Raw genomic sequence first — 14,248 nt, 5'->3', positions numbered from 1 at the left:
CACAAAGCTAGCTAATTGAAGTAAGGTATCTGAAGGAATTCTATCAAGAGAGTCTGTTATGCAACGCAATTATCTACTTCCCGCCATCGTGCTCGGTGGTTTTTTATGTGCAGGCATGGTTTATGTTGGACAAAGCGCCAGCTCAGCGCTACTAGAAATGAAAGCACTAGAACGCACAGTCACCGTAAAAGGCCTTGCAGAAAAAGAAGTCAAAGCCAACATCGCTATCTGGCCGATTAACTTTACTGAGGTCGACAACAACCTCCCTAAACTTTATGAAACCGTTCAGCAAAAAACCGACAGAGTCGTCGCCTTCCTTAAAGAAAGTGGATTTAGCGACAGTGAGATTACGGTGTCATTGCCATCCATCGAAGACCGTCAGGCCCAAGGCTATGTCGACCCCAATGTCAGGTATCGTTACTCGGCTAAGATTAATCTCTCTGTCTATACCTCACAAATTGATCTCATGCTAAGCACCCGTAAGCAAATGATAAACTTAGTTAAAGAAGGCATTGCTATCGCCAGCCAAGACTATGAAAACCGCACTGAGTTTTTATTTACGGCGCTCAATGATGTCAAACCGATCATGGTGCAGGAAGCAACGCAAAATGCGCGGGAAGTGGCCGAAAAGTTTGCTAAGGACTCACAATCGCGTCTGGGTAAGATTAAGAGTGCCAGCCAAGGCCAGTTCACGATTTCCGATCGTGACAGCAGCACGCCTTATATAAAACAAATTCGCATTGTTTCTACGCTGACCTATTATTTAAACGACTGATATTTAAGCCGCTCTGATTGCGGCTTAAAAATGATGACGATGGCGATTGATGTAAGGGAAAACGCATTCGCCTTTCCCCTATATTAGTGAAATCGATTACATTAAATTTTTCTAATAAATATTGATTGCCTATTGAAACCAACTCCATTAGAATTTACTCATGAATTACTTTTGGGATGATTTGTTATGGCAGCAATATCACGAACTCTGTTCACATTATTAGCATTTTCTACCTTCACGACGCAGGCATCTTCTTTAGAAACTCTCGAAGTGATGAGCAAACCCTACGCGAATTGGGTGACTTTAGATGCCAATATTGAGGCGGTAAAAGCTGCCACGGTATCAGCGCAAACCTCAGGGCGTATCGTCAAACTCAACTACGATGTCAATGATGTGGTACCAGAAGGCGCAGCCTTACTCGAGATCACCAGTAAAGAGCAAGGCGCTGAACTCGCAAGCTATGAAGCAGATCTCGCCAAAGCCACCGCACTAAATGTGGAGGCGCAGGCACAATATAAACGCTACAAAGAACTCTTTCCCCAAGGCGCGATTTCAAAAGGCGCTATGGATGAAGCAACCGCCAATGCTAAAGCTGCCGAACAAGCCGTGAGTGCGGCTAAGGCGCGGGTTATCAAGGCGACTGAGTCACTCAAATATACTGTGGTATCGGCTCCATTTAGCGGGATTGTTACCGAGCGTTTAGTCGAATTAGGTGAAACAGTGATTGTCGGTCAGCCGCTACTCTCTGGATTTTCACCAAGCCAAATGCGCGCTATCACCCAAGTGCCACAACGCTATATTGAACAGCTAAAAAACGCCCCAGAATTTTTAGTACGCTTAAATGATGGTCGTGAAATCCTCTCTAAGGACCTCACCATCTTTAGCTTTGCCGATCCCGTGAGCCATAGCTATCAAGTGCGGATTAACCTGCCAAAGGATGAACCTAACCTGCAACCCGGAACTTGGGCCAAGGCGCTGTTTAAAAATGGCGAGCGAGAAAAAATCCAGCTACCGACCTCAGCGCTAATCACTATGAATGAACTCAGTAGCGTTTACCTGAAAAAAGGCGAGCAATTTGTGCTCACTCAGGTACGAGTATCAGAACCTGTCAATGGTGAAGTGGAAATACTCGCAGGACTTAAATCTGGAGATATTGTCGCCATGGATGCTTACCAAGTGTTGCTTGAGCAAAAGCAATAAATTCCCTAGCGATATCAATTTGATGAGGTTGTTGAATGAAACACGCTAATGAATCTCCGATGACACTTGGTATTTCGGGTCGGATTGCGGCCGCCTTCCAAAACAGTGCCATCACACCGCTGCTGGCACTTTTAGGCTTATTGCTCGGCTTATTTGCTATTTTAGTGACCCCAAAGGAAGAAGAACCGCAGATTGACGTTACCTTTGCCGACGTCTTTATCCCCTTTCCTGGCGCCACTCCGGCCGAAGTTGAAAACTTAGTCACCCTGCCCGCCGAGCAAGTGATATCTGAAATCAAAGGGATAGACACGCTCTATTCTTTCTCCCAACCCGATGGCGCCATGATCATTGTGATCTTTAAAGTCGGCGTAACCCGCAATGATGCCATAGTGAGTCTCTACAACCAGATTTATTCCAATATGGATAAACTGCCGCAGGGCGCGGGTGTTGGCGAGCCATTGATTAAACCACGCGGTATCGATGATGTGCCTATTGTCAGCCTAACACTCTGGTCCAAGGACAAACAGGTCTCGGCCGAACAATTGACCCATGTTGCGCAAGGGTTAGAAACCGAAATCAAGCGTATCCCTGGCACGCGGGAGATATACACCGTCGGCCAACATGAGATAGTGGCCAATGTACGCATCGATCCCGCCAAAATGAATAGCTTTAATCTCACCTACGACAAGTTGAGACAAAGCCTAAATGACAATAATCACATCTCGATGCCTGCGTCTTTAGTACAAGGTAATCAAGAGATTAAGGTTCAGGCTGGGCAATTTTTACAAACAATAGACGATGTAAAACAGCTCGTTGTGAGTATTTCGCAGGATAAAAACGGCAGGCCTACCCCGGTTTATTTGGCCGATATCGCCGACATCAGTTTAAAGAGTGATATTCCCACTCAAAGCGTTTGGCACAGTGACAAGACAGATATTTATCCTGCGGTGACGATTGCCATAGGTAAGCAACCAGGGCAAAACGCTGTCGATATCGCCGATGCAACCCTCGCGCGCATTGCTAAGGTCAAGAATGTGTTGATCCCCAGCAATGTCGAAGTGACTGTTTCGCGCAACTATGGTGAGACGGCGGCAGATAAATCTAACACCCTTATTCTTAAGCTGATTTTTGCCACCAGCGCCGTTGTCGTATTGGTATTTTTAACCATGGGCGCACGCGAGTCCTTAGTGGTCGGTGTCGCCATTATTATCACCTTGGCGATCACTCTATTCGCCTCATGGGCGTGGGGATTTACCCTCAACCGAGTGTCACTCTTCGCGCTGATTTTCTCCATCGGGATCTTGGTCGACGATGCCATTGTGGTAGTGGAAAACATTCACAGGCATATGGCGCTGGGTAAAAAATCCTTTAGTGAACTCATCCCCGTTGCGGTGGATGAAGTCGGCGGCCCGACGATTCTCGCCACCTTTACGGTTATCGCCGCTCTGCTGCCCATGGCATTTGTGTCAGGACTAATGGGCCCATACATGAGCCCGATTCCCATCAACGCCAGTATGGGCATGCTGATCTCCCTTGTGGTTGCCTTTGTGGTCACACCCTGGCTAAGCCGTAAGCTGCTCAAACACCATAGTGGCCCAGCGACCGAAACTGTCCACAGCGACGATGCCGTGATAAATGAAAGTAAAATGGTGCGCCTGTTTACCCGTCTAATTGGCCCCTTCCTATTAGGTAAAGGCGCCCGTAAAGCACGGATTGGACTCGCTGCGGGTGTATTTGTATTGATCGGTATCGCCGTGGCCTTGCCCATAGGTCAGCTCGTGGTGTTAAAGATGCTGCCCTTCGATAATAAGTCAGAATTCCAAGTGATGGTGGACATGCCAGAAGGCACACCAGTGGAACAAACCCAACGCGTACTTCAGGATTTAAGTCGTTACCTTGCCACTGTGCCTGAGGTGGAACATTTGCAGCTGTATGCTGGCACCAATGCGCCAATGAACTTTAACGGCTTAGTGCGTCACTATTTCCTGCGTAATAGCCAAGAACTAGGTGATATTCAGGTCAATTTAGTCGATAAAAAGCATCGCAAACGCGATAGCCATAGCATTGCACTCTCAGTGAGAGAGGAACTACAGCAAATAGGTGCGCCATATCAAGCCAATATAAAAGTGGTTGAAGTACCACCAGGCCCACCAGTCTGGTCGCCGATTGTGGCCGAAGTCTATGGCCCAAGTCCTGCGATTCGTGAACAAGCAGCTTATGATCTGCAGTCACTGTTCCGTGAGACTCAAGATGTGGTCGATATTGATATCTTCTTACCCGCAGCACAGCAAAAATGGCAGGTGATGATCGACCGCTCGAAAGCTAGCCTGATGGCGGTGCCCTATAGCAATATCGTTGATTTAATTGCGACCTCAGTGGGCGGTAAGGATGTAAGCTACTTGCATATTGCTCAGCAAAAACACCCCGTGCCTATCCGCCTGCAACTGCAAGAAGGGGCGAAAATCGATTTAGAGCAAGTGCTAAACATGAAGTTACAAAGCCAAACTGGGCAATCCGTGCCCGTGTCTGAGCTGGTGACCATCAAGCGCGGTAAAATCGATGCCCCTATTATCCATAAGAATATGATCCCTATGGTGATGGTGGTTGCCGATATGGCTGGCCCGCTTGACAGTCCGCTCTATGGCATGTTTGACATGGCAGGCAAAATCGACGGCGACGGTGGCTTAGGTTTCGATCAGCATTATATCCACCAACCAACAGGCTTAGACTCTGTCGCCGTACTTTGGGACGGGGAATGGAAGATCACCTATGAAACTTTTAGAGATATGGGTATCGCCTATGCCGTGGGCATGATTGCAATTTACTTATTGGTCGTCGCCCAATTTAGATCCTATCTCGTGCCACTTATCATTATGGCGCCCATCCCACTGACGGTGATTGGAGTGATGCCGGGTCATGCCCTGCTTGGTGCACAATTTACCGCCACCTCGATGATTGGCATGATTGCCTTAGCGGGGATTATTGTCCGTAACTCGATATTATTAGTGGATTTTATCAATCAGGAAACCGCCTCAGGTGTGCCCTTTGAGCGCGCTGTCATCCACTCGGGTGCGGTGCGGGCCAAGCCGATTATGCTGACCGCTTTAGCGGCCATGATTGGCGCCCTGTTTATCTTGGACGACCCAATCTTCAACGGGCTTGCGATCAGTCTGATTTTCGGGATTTTTATCTCGACCTTACTGACCCTAATCGTGATCCCTGTGCTTTACTACGCGGCGATGAAAAATCGCATAAACTTAACTCAAACAGCCGATTAACCCACAATAGGCAGCCATCGCGCTGCCTCTAGGAGCAAGCTATGTCACTCGAACGCAGCATTATGGCCTTTGCCGGATTTATGGTGTTACTGTCTTTGGTATTAACCGCTTTTGTTCACCATAACTTTTTGTGGTTAACCGCCTTCGTAGGCGCTAACCTATTCCAAAGCGCTTTCACGGGTTTTTGCCCAGCGGCAATGGTATTACGCAAACTCGGCATCAAATCCGAAGCTGAAATCGCTAAACAACGTTAATGCAGATTTGCAAAGGAGAAAGTCAGTGTTTAACAAGTTACTGTTTGGCAGTAAAAAATTACTTGGAGTAGCCCTATTGAGTCTTTTGTCACTCTCCATAGTACCTCATGCAGCAAATGCGGCAGATCAACAGCCTCAAGTAGCATGGGAGAAAATCGCTGCTGGGGCCATGGTGCTTGATGTTCGCACCCCTGAGGAATTTGCCGCGGGCCATTTAGCCAATGCGGTTAATATTCCCTTTGAGCAAGTCGCCGCAGAATTCGCTAAACGCGGTATCGCCAAAGATGCGCCAGTGGTGTTGTATTGCCGCAGCGGTCGACGCAGCAGTATCGCGACCGAAGCCTTAGTCGCGGCGGGTTACACTCAAACCTATAACGGTGGCGGTTATCAGACCTTAGCCGACGCTCAGCCTAAAACAGAGTAACTTGCTGTTTCGATTCACGATGGAAAAGCGCCTGTTGGCGCTTTTTTATATTTCTGCCGAGATTCATGTATCTCACCCACCACTCACTAGTCGATTATCCTGTTGCGCTCATGCATAAAAGCCAATAAATTGGCAAATGCCAAACTGCCGACGCATTAACTCAATAAAATTGCATAATCAATCACTTGAATTAAACTCAATATCAAACACCGAAAAACACTACAGATTTCTCACATTTTAATTCCAAAAAATTATAAATTTAAATTTCAACCACTTAAACAATACCCTTAACTCATTATTCGCTGTTGAAGCCGCTAGAATTCACTTTTACTTATTCACCTTTTCCACATAAATAAACATAAATAGTGCCAACACATTCGTTACAAGTTGTAACAATTGATTATTTATTCAATAAATTCGCTTATTACCTCAGACAATTTTACCAACCGCCATACCATTAACATTTAATTTACAAATACTTACACGAAAGATAAATTCACTAACCGAGTAGCATCTGAGTCGTAGTTATTCTTTAAAAGCACAAAATAATAATGATTAACTCTAAATTGAACATGGAAGAAAAACATGACAATCAACCGAACCACTAAAATAGCCCTGAGTTTATCCAGCTTAGCTATTGCAATTTCAGCAAGTGTTCATGCTGCCCCCGACGTACCGGGTTTCAACGCAGCGATGCAAGCACAGACCTCTCCTTTGCCTAAGCGCTATATCGTTAAATTTAAAAATGCCGATGCTCCCGCTCTGATGTCTGTCGATAGTGCTCAAGTCAGCGACCAATTACCCACCACCATGAACTACCAGCCTAAAGTGGCTGAAATTAGCGCCCAGCACAGTGTGCTGAACAAGGCGCAAGCCAAAGAAATGAAGCGTATCGGCCGCAGTAACAGCTACTCGGTCAAGCTAGATAACAATGGCATTAAGGCATTAAGAGCCCGCGCCGATGTGGAATATGTGGAAGAAGACATGCCACGTAGGCTCTTAAACGAAACAACACCCTGGGGACAAACCTTTGTGGGTGCGACCCAATTAAGCGATAGCCAAGCGGGTAACCGCACCATCTGTATTATCGACTCAGGTTATGACCGTGGTCACAGCGACTTAAGCGGTAACAATGTCACAGGCACCAATAACTCCGGCACCGGTAATTGGTTTGAACCTGGCAATAACAATGCCCATGGTACCCACGTTGCCGGTACTATCGCAGCGATCGCCAACAACGACGGCGTTATTGGCGTGATGCCAAATCAAAATGCCAATATCCATGTGATTAAAGTATTTAATGAAGCTGGCTGGGGTTACTCATCTTCACTCGTATCGGCGGTCGATACCTGTGTTAATAATGGCGCCAATGTGGTCACCATGAGTTTAGGTGGCGCAGGCTCAAGTACAACCGAGCGCAATGCCTTAGCCGCCCACTACAATAACGGCGTACTCTTGATTGCAGCCGCGGGTAACGATGGTAACAATACCCATAGCTACCCCGCTTCGTACGATGCGGTAATGTCAGTAGCGTCTGTTGATAATCACAAAGACCACTCAGCCTTCTCGCAATACACCAACCAAGTCGAGATCTCTGGTCCTGGTGAAGCCATTCTCTCTACCGTTACACGCGGTGAAGGACGTTTAGCCGATATTACTATCGGTGGTCAGTCATACTTTAACTCCGGCGTTGTGCCACACAATCGCTTTACGCCATCAGGCACTAACTATGCGCCCAATCCATACAATGGCACGGCAACCGCAACCTTAGCCGAATGTACGGTTAGCGGCTCAACCTTCAACTGCGGCAATATGACCAACAAAGTCTGTCTAGTTGAGCGAGTGGGTAACCAAGGCACTTCTTATCCAGAAATCAATGCGGTAAAAGCCTGTAAGAATGCGGGCGCTAGCGCTGTTATCGTGTACAGTAACACCGCCTTACCTGGACTACAAAACCCCTTCTTGGTCGATGCTAACAGCGAAATCAACATGGTGTCAGTGTCTGTTGACCGTGCAACCGGTCTAGCACTGCGTAACCAGTTAGGTGCAACCGTTACCGTAAGCAACCAAGGTAATAAAGACTACGAGTACTACAACGGTACATCGATGGCGACTCCACATGTGTCAGGCGTAGCAACCTTAGTGTGGAGCTATCACCCAGAATGTAGCGCTGCTCAGGTGCGTAATGCACTCAAGCAAACGGCTGAAGACTTAGGCACAGCTGGCCGTGATGATTACTATGGTTATGGTCTGGTCAATGCCGTTGCAGCGAAAACCTTCTTAGATGCGTCCTGTAATGGTCCTACGGATCCGGTTGACCCTACACCAACTGACAGCGTGTTAGTGAACGGTGTGCCAAAAACAGGTCTAAGCGGCGCCGCCAGTGAAGAACTGCATTTCTCTTTTGAAGTACCACAGGGTGCAACTAACTTAGGCTTTGTGATGAACGGTGGCACGGGTGATGCGGATCTGTACGTACAGTACGGCGCAGCGCCAACGACCTCAAACTACGATTGCCGTCCATACAAAGGTGGTAACAGTGAATCTTGCCCAATCAGCAACGTTCAATCTGGTACTTACTACGCGATGGTGAAAGGCTATTCAGCCTTTAGCGGTGTATCATTAACCGCAAGCTACACAGCCCAAAGCGGTGGTGGTACTCCTACCACGCCAGCAAGCTACACCAACACCGATAACTACAATATTCCTGATAACAAGACCACAGGTATCACGAGCCCAATCACAGTTACTCGCACGGGTAACTCAGGCACAGTGACTGCCGTGGTGAATATTGTTCACCCTTATATTGGTGACTTAAAAGTGCAGCTCATCAGCCCTACAGGCCAAACGGCAACACTGCATAGCAACACTGGCGCAGGCGCAGATAATATCAATAAGAGCTACACAGTGGATATGACTGGCGTTGAGTCAAGCGGTGTGTGGAAACTTAAAGCGGTAGATAGCGGCCGTGGTGACGTAGGCTATATCGATAGCTGGGAATTGAAATTCCAATAATCACAGCGAATTAACACAAGAGCCTGCAATCACAGGCTCTTTTATTATTGATAATCCTTAAGCATCTCTGGTTCGATAAGCAGACTATGCTCATTGTCAGATAGCCAGACTTGCCCTTCACTGATAGACGCTTGCAGCGACATAGTGCGGCTCACTAACGCCTCCATCGCCGTCACTGACTCTTCGGCAATATTCCATACTTTCAAATTTTTATAGCGCTCTAATGCCGCTTGATTCTGTTTCCACCAAATAGGAACACTACGTCCGCCGTAGGTAAACAGCTGCACCGCTTTCGCGCGGCCGCTCGCCTTACGCAGCCATTTTTCATCGGCTTGGCCAAACTCAATCCACAGGTTTACTTCCCCTGAGAGACTCTTATCCCACAGTTCGGGTTCGTCATCCACACACAATCCCTTAGTAAAGCTTAAGGTCTCGGAAGCATTGAGGATAAAAGCCAGCAAACGCACCATCATGCGACCATCGGTTTCCGAAGGATGCTGAGCTAACGTCAGTTGATGATCTTGATAATATCCCCGGTCCATATCAGCGATCTGAAGATTGACCTTAAACACGGTCGCTTTAAGCGCCATAGTAAATCCTAAGCTTAATGATAAAAAATAACGGCGAGTCTACCTAAGACTCGCCGTCAGCTCAAACAAACTACGATAAAGAAGACTAAATCGCCCCGGGGCGTAAATGCTTCGCGACAGGAAAGTGGGCCTTTAGCTGATTAATTTTCTGAGTATCGGCAACAATCAGCATTCTTGTGCCCTGCTCATATTCGTGAGTTATTTCGCTCAGAGCGAGTAATCCGCCGCGGTTAGCATCACGGCGAACGAATTCTGATAATTCATCCGTTAAGGTCTCTTGGCTATAAATCCAGTCAAGGCGTTGCAGTAACGGCATGGCCGCCAGCGGCAATAACTCGACGGGGGTAGCCTCATCCAATAACAGGATTTCTCCACGGCTGACGATATGGTTAAAAGCATTTTGGTAATGCTCTAGCGTACGTGCATCAAACCTATCACCATTGGTATCGAAAAAACGTTCCCAAAATAATCGACGTGTCGCGGTTTTGGTGAGGCGTTGTTGTACTTCGAGACGTTTGTCGGCCACAAAGTCAAATAGCGGTTTCAAGGATTGCGGTAGACTGGCTTCTAATCTCGCTCGGATGGTACGGGCAAATACAGGCGCGGCCCCTGCCGTACTGATCGCCACAACAAGGCGCCCTCTATCCACGATGGACGGCGTAATAAAACGGCAAAAAGCGGGATTGTCCACGGCATTAACCCAAATGCCACGCTCAGTGGCTAAGGTCGCTAATTCACTATTGAGTTTATCGTTGGCCGTTGCGAGATAAATAAGATCGTAATTTTGAATATCAGCCTGCACGACTGATCGTTGTGACAATAATATCCGTCCCTTATCAGCATAGGCTTGCACCTCAGAATTTACCTCTGGCGCAATAACATGGATATTCGCTTCGGTACGCGTCAGCAAGGCAAGTTTACGACTCGCTACATCCCCTGCCCCAACAAGCAGAACATTCAGATTAACGGTATCAATAAATAACGGGAAATATTGCATCGTATAAGCCTAATAAATATTGAGTAAAAACAAACTTCAATTATTTTCATGCACAGGGTTAACATCTGTTTTGGCCTATAAAAATCAAGGCTCTGATTCTAAACAGCGTTAACTCAACATTATGAATAAACGCATTATCTGACAGAATAATGCAGGCATATCTTATCGTACTAACTAAATGATAAGTCAGCGTAGATTAACACGATACTCAACAATAAATACTTAATAATATGAATAAGTTAGAAAATTTTTATCTAAATAAAAATATGCAATGATAGTCGGGAATATGGATCCCGACGATAGATGGATTGATGAGTAAATTAATTATGGCTCTCGCTACGCTCAGCACTACAATGCCAACACAATTCGAAGCTGCCCTCATTCATCTCATGGCACTGTACACATTGCCATTGGGGACTAACCACATCCAAGCCGCTTAATTGCGCTTGTGCGTTAGCCAGCTGCGACTCTCGAACCCAAAGCTCAACATTGTGAAGATTGGCAGGTAACTCACCGACGCCACCCAACAAGGCCTCTCCACGCAACTCCACATGAATACCGCAGGCTTCTAATAATCCCTTCCATGTATGGGCCTGTAATAGGTTTCCACCAGCAATTAATGTTTTACGTTCTTCCATGCGACTTCCTACTGCATTTATCTTTTAAAAATAGCGGCAGCCGACATCCTACAGTGAAATAACTGAGCCTGTCGAGTGCTGTTTTTTACGCCAGTTGTTAATCAATTTAACATTTACGTTTTACAGCATTAGTCACTATAAAGTTGTGAGTTTGATAGCAGATTATCGAAAGCGCGTAATCATGGCGAAAAAAATGCCACTTTAAAAGTGGCATTTTTATTAACAATATTGGTATCTAAAATAGATTAATTTGAGACCAATTTACGGCATCATCGGTGGTTGATCTGCACCTTCTTTCTCTATCTCAACTGGCATCATATGCTCGCGGCAAATGCCGAGTTTGATCGCTAAGAAACTCGCCACATAGATAGAAGAGTAAGTACCAACGAAAATACCCAGTAACAGTGCGGTCGCAAAGCCATGGATCATGGTGCCGCCCTTCAGGAACAGCGCAACAACTGTCACCAGCGTCGTACCCGTCGTGATAATGGTACGGCTCATGGTTTGGGTAATTGAAACGTTCACGACTTCTTCAGGATCGCTCTTACGCATCTTGAGGAAGTTTTCACGGATACGGTCAAATACCACGATGGTATCGTTCAGTGAGTAACCGACTACCGTTAACACACCAGCTAATACTGTTAGGTCAAACTCCAGTTGAAATACTGAAAACACCCCTAAGGTCACAATCACGTCATGGGCCAATGCCGCGACTGAACCCGCAGCCAAACGCCATTCGAAACGAAACGAAACGTAGATCATGATACAGATTAGTGCAACTAACACGGCTAAACCGCCCTGCTCAGCCAGTTCTTTACCCACCTGAGGACCGACGAATTCAACCCGTTTTTGTTGAACGCCTGCATCCACTTGCTGAGCAGCTGTCATCACAGATTTAACCTGAGCATCGCTGCTCACGCCTTCTTTCACCGACAGACGAACTAACACGTCGCGACTTGAACCAAAGTTTTGCACAATCGCGCCATCTAATTCAGGCGATGACAGTTTTGTACGCAACACGTTCAAATCAACAGGTTGAGTGAACTCCATCTCAACCACAGTACCGCCAGTAAAGTCTAAGCCCCAGTTGATACCCTTAGTCGCCAGAGAAACAAGCGAACCCAATACCAAAATGGCCGACATAATACTGATAGGCAGCGCATGACGGAGGAAGTTAACCGTACGTTTTAAAGATAAAATTTCTAACATTATCGCTTCCCCTTAGATAGACAGCGTCTTCACGCGCTTACCGCCCCAAATCGCGTTAACGATTGCGCGGGTTCCCACGATAGCGGTAAACATTGATGTCGCAATACCGATCATCAGGGTCACTGCGAAGCCTTTGATCGCGCCCGTACCTACGGCGAACAGGATCAATGCTGTTAAGAAGGTAGTAATGTTAGCGTCGGCGATAGTAGAGAATGCGTTGCCGTAACCTTCGTGAATGGCCTGCTGCACGCTGCGACCAGCACGTAACTCTTCACGGATACGCTCGTAAATCAGTACGTTACCATCAACCGCCATACCCACAGTTAACACCATACCCGCAATACCTGGCAGGGTTAACACGGCGCCAGGGATCATAGACATCACCCCAACCACCATCACTAAGTTGGCCGTTAGGGCCAAGTTGGCGATAAAGCCAAAACTGCGGTAGTAAACCAACATGAAGATAAGCACGACTGCCATACCCCAGATCATGGCTTGCACACCGCTTTCGATGTTTTCCGCACCTAGGCTTGGACCAATGGTACGCTCTTCCACAATCGATACTGGCGCGATCAAAGCACCCGCACGTAGCAATAACGCGAGGTTTTGTGCTTCACCGTGGCTTAACCCAGTGATCACAAAGTTGCGGCCTAAACGTGCTTGAATTGTCGCTACTGAAATCACTTCTTGGATTTTCAGCATTTTGACGCTGCCATCGGCGTTACGTTCACCACTGTCTTTATATTCAATGAATAAGGTCGCCATCGGTTTACCGATATTGTCCTTAGTCACATTAGAAAAAATGGTACCGCCTTTAGCGTCGAGGTTAATGCTTACCTGTGGACGGCTATATTGGTCAAAGCTGGGTTGTGCGCCAGTGATATGATCACCCGTTAGCATCACTTCCTTCTTCAGCACCACTTGACCGCCTTCACGGCGTTGATACACCTCAGAACCCGCGGGTATACGGCCAGATTGCGCCGCATTAGGGTCAGCCTTATCGTCCACCATATGGAATTCAATCGATGCGGTTGCACCTAAAATTTCCTTGGCGCGAGCGGTATCTTGTACACCAGGTAACTCAACGATAATACGCTCAGCACCTTGGCGTTGTACCACAGGCTCAGCTACCCCTAACTCGTTCACACGGTTACGGATAGTGGTAATGTTTTGCTGCAACGCTTCTTCTTTAATCTGCTTGAGATAGGTTTCGCTCATCACGGCTTGCAGGGCAAAATCTTCACCCTTGCTCACATCGGTGAACACCATATCGTTGCTGCGAGATTTTAAGAAACGTTCTGCACTGGCTAAACTTTCAGCATCACGGAATTTAATCTCGATACCTTGAGCATTGTTGCGAATGCCCGCGTAACGGATTTTTTCTTCACGTAATTGTGAACGGAAATCAGCCACTTTGGCTTCTTCCATCTTACGAATGGCTTCGCCCATGTCCACTTCCATCAGGAAGTGCACACCACCACGAAGATCCAAACCGAGTTTCATTGGGCTACCACCCATAGACTCGAGCCATTTAGGTGTTGCAGGGGCAAGGTTAAGTGCTACGGTAAACTTATCACCTAAGTCTTCGGCGATAGTTTCCTTGGCCAACAATTGTTGATCCGCGTTTTGTACGCGAACCAACAATTGGCCTTTTTCAAGCTCAGAACGCTTTACCGCAATGCCCTTACTGGCTAACAGCTCGTTCACTCTGGCTTGGGTAGATGCCGTGACTTCAGCACCTCGAGTCGCCACTACTTGCACCGCATGATCTTCACCGAACAGGTTAGGTACGGCATAGAAACAACCTATGGCGATGATAAACATCACCATAATGTTCTTCCACATTGGGTATTTATTTAACACGCCTG

Annotated in this window: 11 protein-coding genes; 6 read left to right on the top strand and 5 right to left on the bottom strand. The window is 47.0% G+C overall.

Annotated elements, in window-relative coordinates:
* Positions 1-58: 58 nt before the first annotated feature.
* From AEA42_RS20890 to AEA42_RS20865, 6 genes are all read left to right on the top strand, one after another.
* Positions 59-775 carry an SIMPL domain-containing protein gene (locus tag AEA42_RS20890; RefSeq protein WP_055648744.1) on the top strand — a complete coding sequence of 239 codons (717 nt, stop codon included), beginning with the start codon at positions 59-61 and terminating at the stop codon, positions 773-775.
* A 186-nt stretch (positions 776-961) separates the two neighbouring features.
* Complete coding sequence (locus AEA42_RS20885; protein WP_055648743.1) at positions 962-1,975, top strand: efflux RND transporter periplasmic adaptor subunit; 1,014 nt, start codon at positions 962-964, stop codon at positions 1,973-1,975.
* A 35-nt stretch (positions 1,976-2,010) separates the two neighbouring features.
* Positions 2,011-5,253: an efflux RND transporter permease subunit gene (locus tag AEA42_RS20880; protein ID WP_055648742.1), complete on the top strand. Its 3,243-nt coding sequence runs from the start codon at positions 2,011-2,013 to the stop codon at positions 5,251-5,253.
* A gap of 41 nt (positions 5,254-5,294) precedes the next feature.
* Positions 5,295-5,507 carry a DUF2892 domain-containing protein gene (locus AEA42_RS20875; protein WP_037428231.1) on the top strand — a complete coding sequence of 71 codons (213 nt, stop codon included), beginning with the start codon at positions 5,295-5,297 and terminating at the stop codon, positions 5,505-5,507.
* Positions 5,508-5,532: 25 nt separating this feature from the next.
* Positions 5,533-5,931, top strand: coding sequence for a rhodanese-like domain-containing protein (locus AEA42_RS20870; RefSeq protein WP_037428230.1), 399 nt, complete (start codon positions 5,533-5,535; stop codon positions 5,929-5,931).
* A gap of 585 nt (positions 5,932-6,516) precedes the next feature.
* Positions 6,517-8,946, top strand: a complete 2,430-nt coding sequence (locus tag AEA42_RS20865) for a S8 family serine peptidase (RefSeq protein ID WP_055648741.1) — start codon at positions 6,517-6,519, stop codon at positions 8,944-8,946.
* 44 nt (positions 8,947-8,990) lie between these two features.
* Here AEA42_RS20865 and AEA42_RS20860 read toward each other — a convergent pair whose 3' ends face one another.
* From AEA42_RS20860 to secD, 5 genes are all read right to left on the bottom strand, one after another.
* Entirely contained in the window at positions 8,991-9,536 is a 546-nt protein-coding gene (locus tag AEA42_RS20860) for a YaeQ family protein (RefSeq protein WP_037420235.1), read from the bottom strand.
* An 85-nt stretch (positions 9,537-9,621) separates the two neighbouring features.
* Positions 9,622-10,533, bottom strand: a complete 912-nt coding sequence (locus AEA42_RS20855; protein WP_055648740.1) for a bifunctional precorrin-2 dehydrogenase/sirohydrochlorin ferrochelatase — start codon at positions 10,531-10,533, stop codon at positions 9,622-9,624.
* A gap of 320 nt (positions 10,534-10,853) precedes the next feature.
* The gene (locus AEA42_RS20850) at positions 10,854-11,171 is read right to left on the bottom strand and encodes a DUF2007 domain-containing protein (RefSeq protein ID WP_037420242.1); all 318 of its coding nucleotides are present in this window, start codon (positions 11,169-11,171) and stop codon (positions 10,854-10,856) included.
* A 261-nt stretch (positions 11,172-11,432) separates the two neighbouring features.
* Complete coding sequence (gene secF / locus AEA42_RS20845) at positions 11,433-12,380, bottom strand: protein translocase subunit SecF (RefSeq protein ID WP_037420245.1); 948 nt, start codon at positions 12,378-12,380, stop codon at positions 11,433-11,435.
* Between the two features lie 12 nt (positions 12,381-12,392).
* Complete coding sequence (gene secD / locus AEA42_RS20840; RefSeq protein WP_037428225.1) at positions 12,393-14,243, bottom strand: protein translocase subunit SecD; 1,851 nt, start codon at positions 14,241-14,243, stop codon at positions 12,393-12,395.
* Between the last annotated feature and the right edge of the window lie 5 nt (positions 14,244-14,248).

The sequence above is a fragment of the Shewanella sp. Sh95 genome (genome assembly GCF_001308045.1).
GTDB lineage: Bacteria > Pseudomonadota > Gammaproteobacteria > Enterobacterales > Shewanellaceae > Shewanella > Shewanella xiamenensis.
This window is presented reverse-complemented; position numbering and strand designations above follow the sequence as displayed.

Coding starts and splice junctions, on each gene's coding strand:
- AEA42_RS20890 (WP_055648744.1), top strand. CDS start 59: ATGCAACGCAATTATCTACTTCCCGCCATCGTGCTCGGTGGTTTTTTA.
- AEA42_RS20885 (WP_055648743.1), top strand. CDS start 962: ATGGCAGCAATATCACGAACTCTGTTCACATTATTAGCATTTTCTACC.
- AEA42_RS20880 (WP_055648742.1), top strand. CDS start 2,011: ATGAAACACGCTAATGAATCTCCGATGACACTTGGTATTTCGGGTCGG.
- AEA42_RS20875 (WP_037428231.1), top strand. CDS start 5,295: ATGTCACTCGAACGCAGCATTATGGCCTTTGCCGGATTTATGGTGTTA.
- AEA42_RS20865 (WP_055648741.1), top strand. CDS start 6,517: ATGACAATCAACCGAACCACTAAAATAGCCCTGAGTTTATCCAGCTTA.
- AEA42_RS20860 (WP_037420235.1), bottom strand. CDS start 9,536: ATGGCGCTTAAAGCGACCGTGTTTAAGGTCAATCTTCAGATCGCTGAT.
- AEA42_RS20855 (WP_055648740.1), bottom strand. CDS start 10,533: ATGCAATATTTCCCGTTATTTATTGATACCGTTAATCTGAATGTTCTG.
- AEA42_RS20850 (WP_037420242.1), bottom strand. CDS start 11,171: ATGGAAGAACGTAAAACATTAATTGCTGGTGGAAACCTATTACAGGCC.
- secF (WP_037420245.1), bottom strand. CDS start 12,380: ATGTTAGAAATTTTATCTTTAAAACGTACGGTTAACTTCCTCCGTCAT.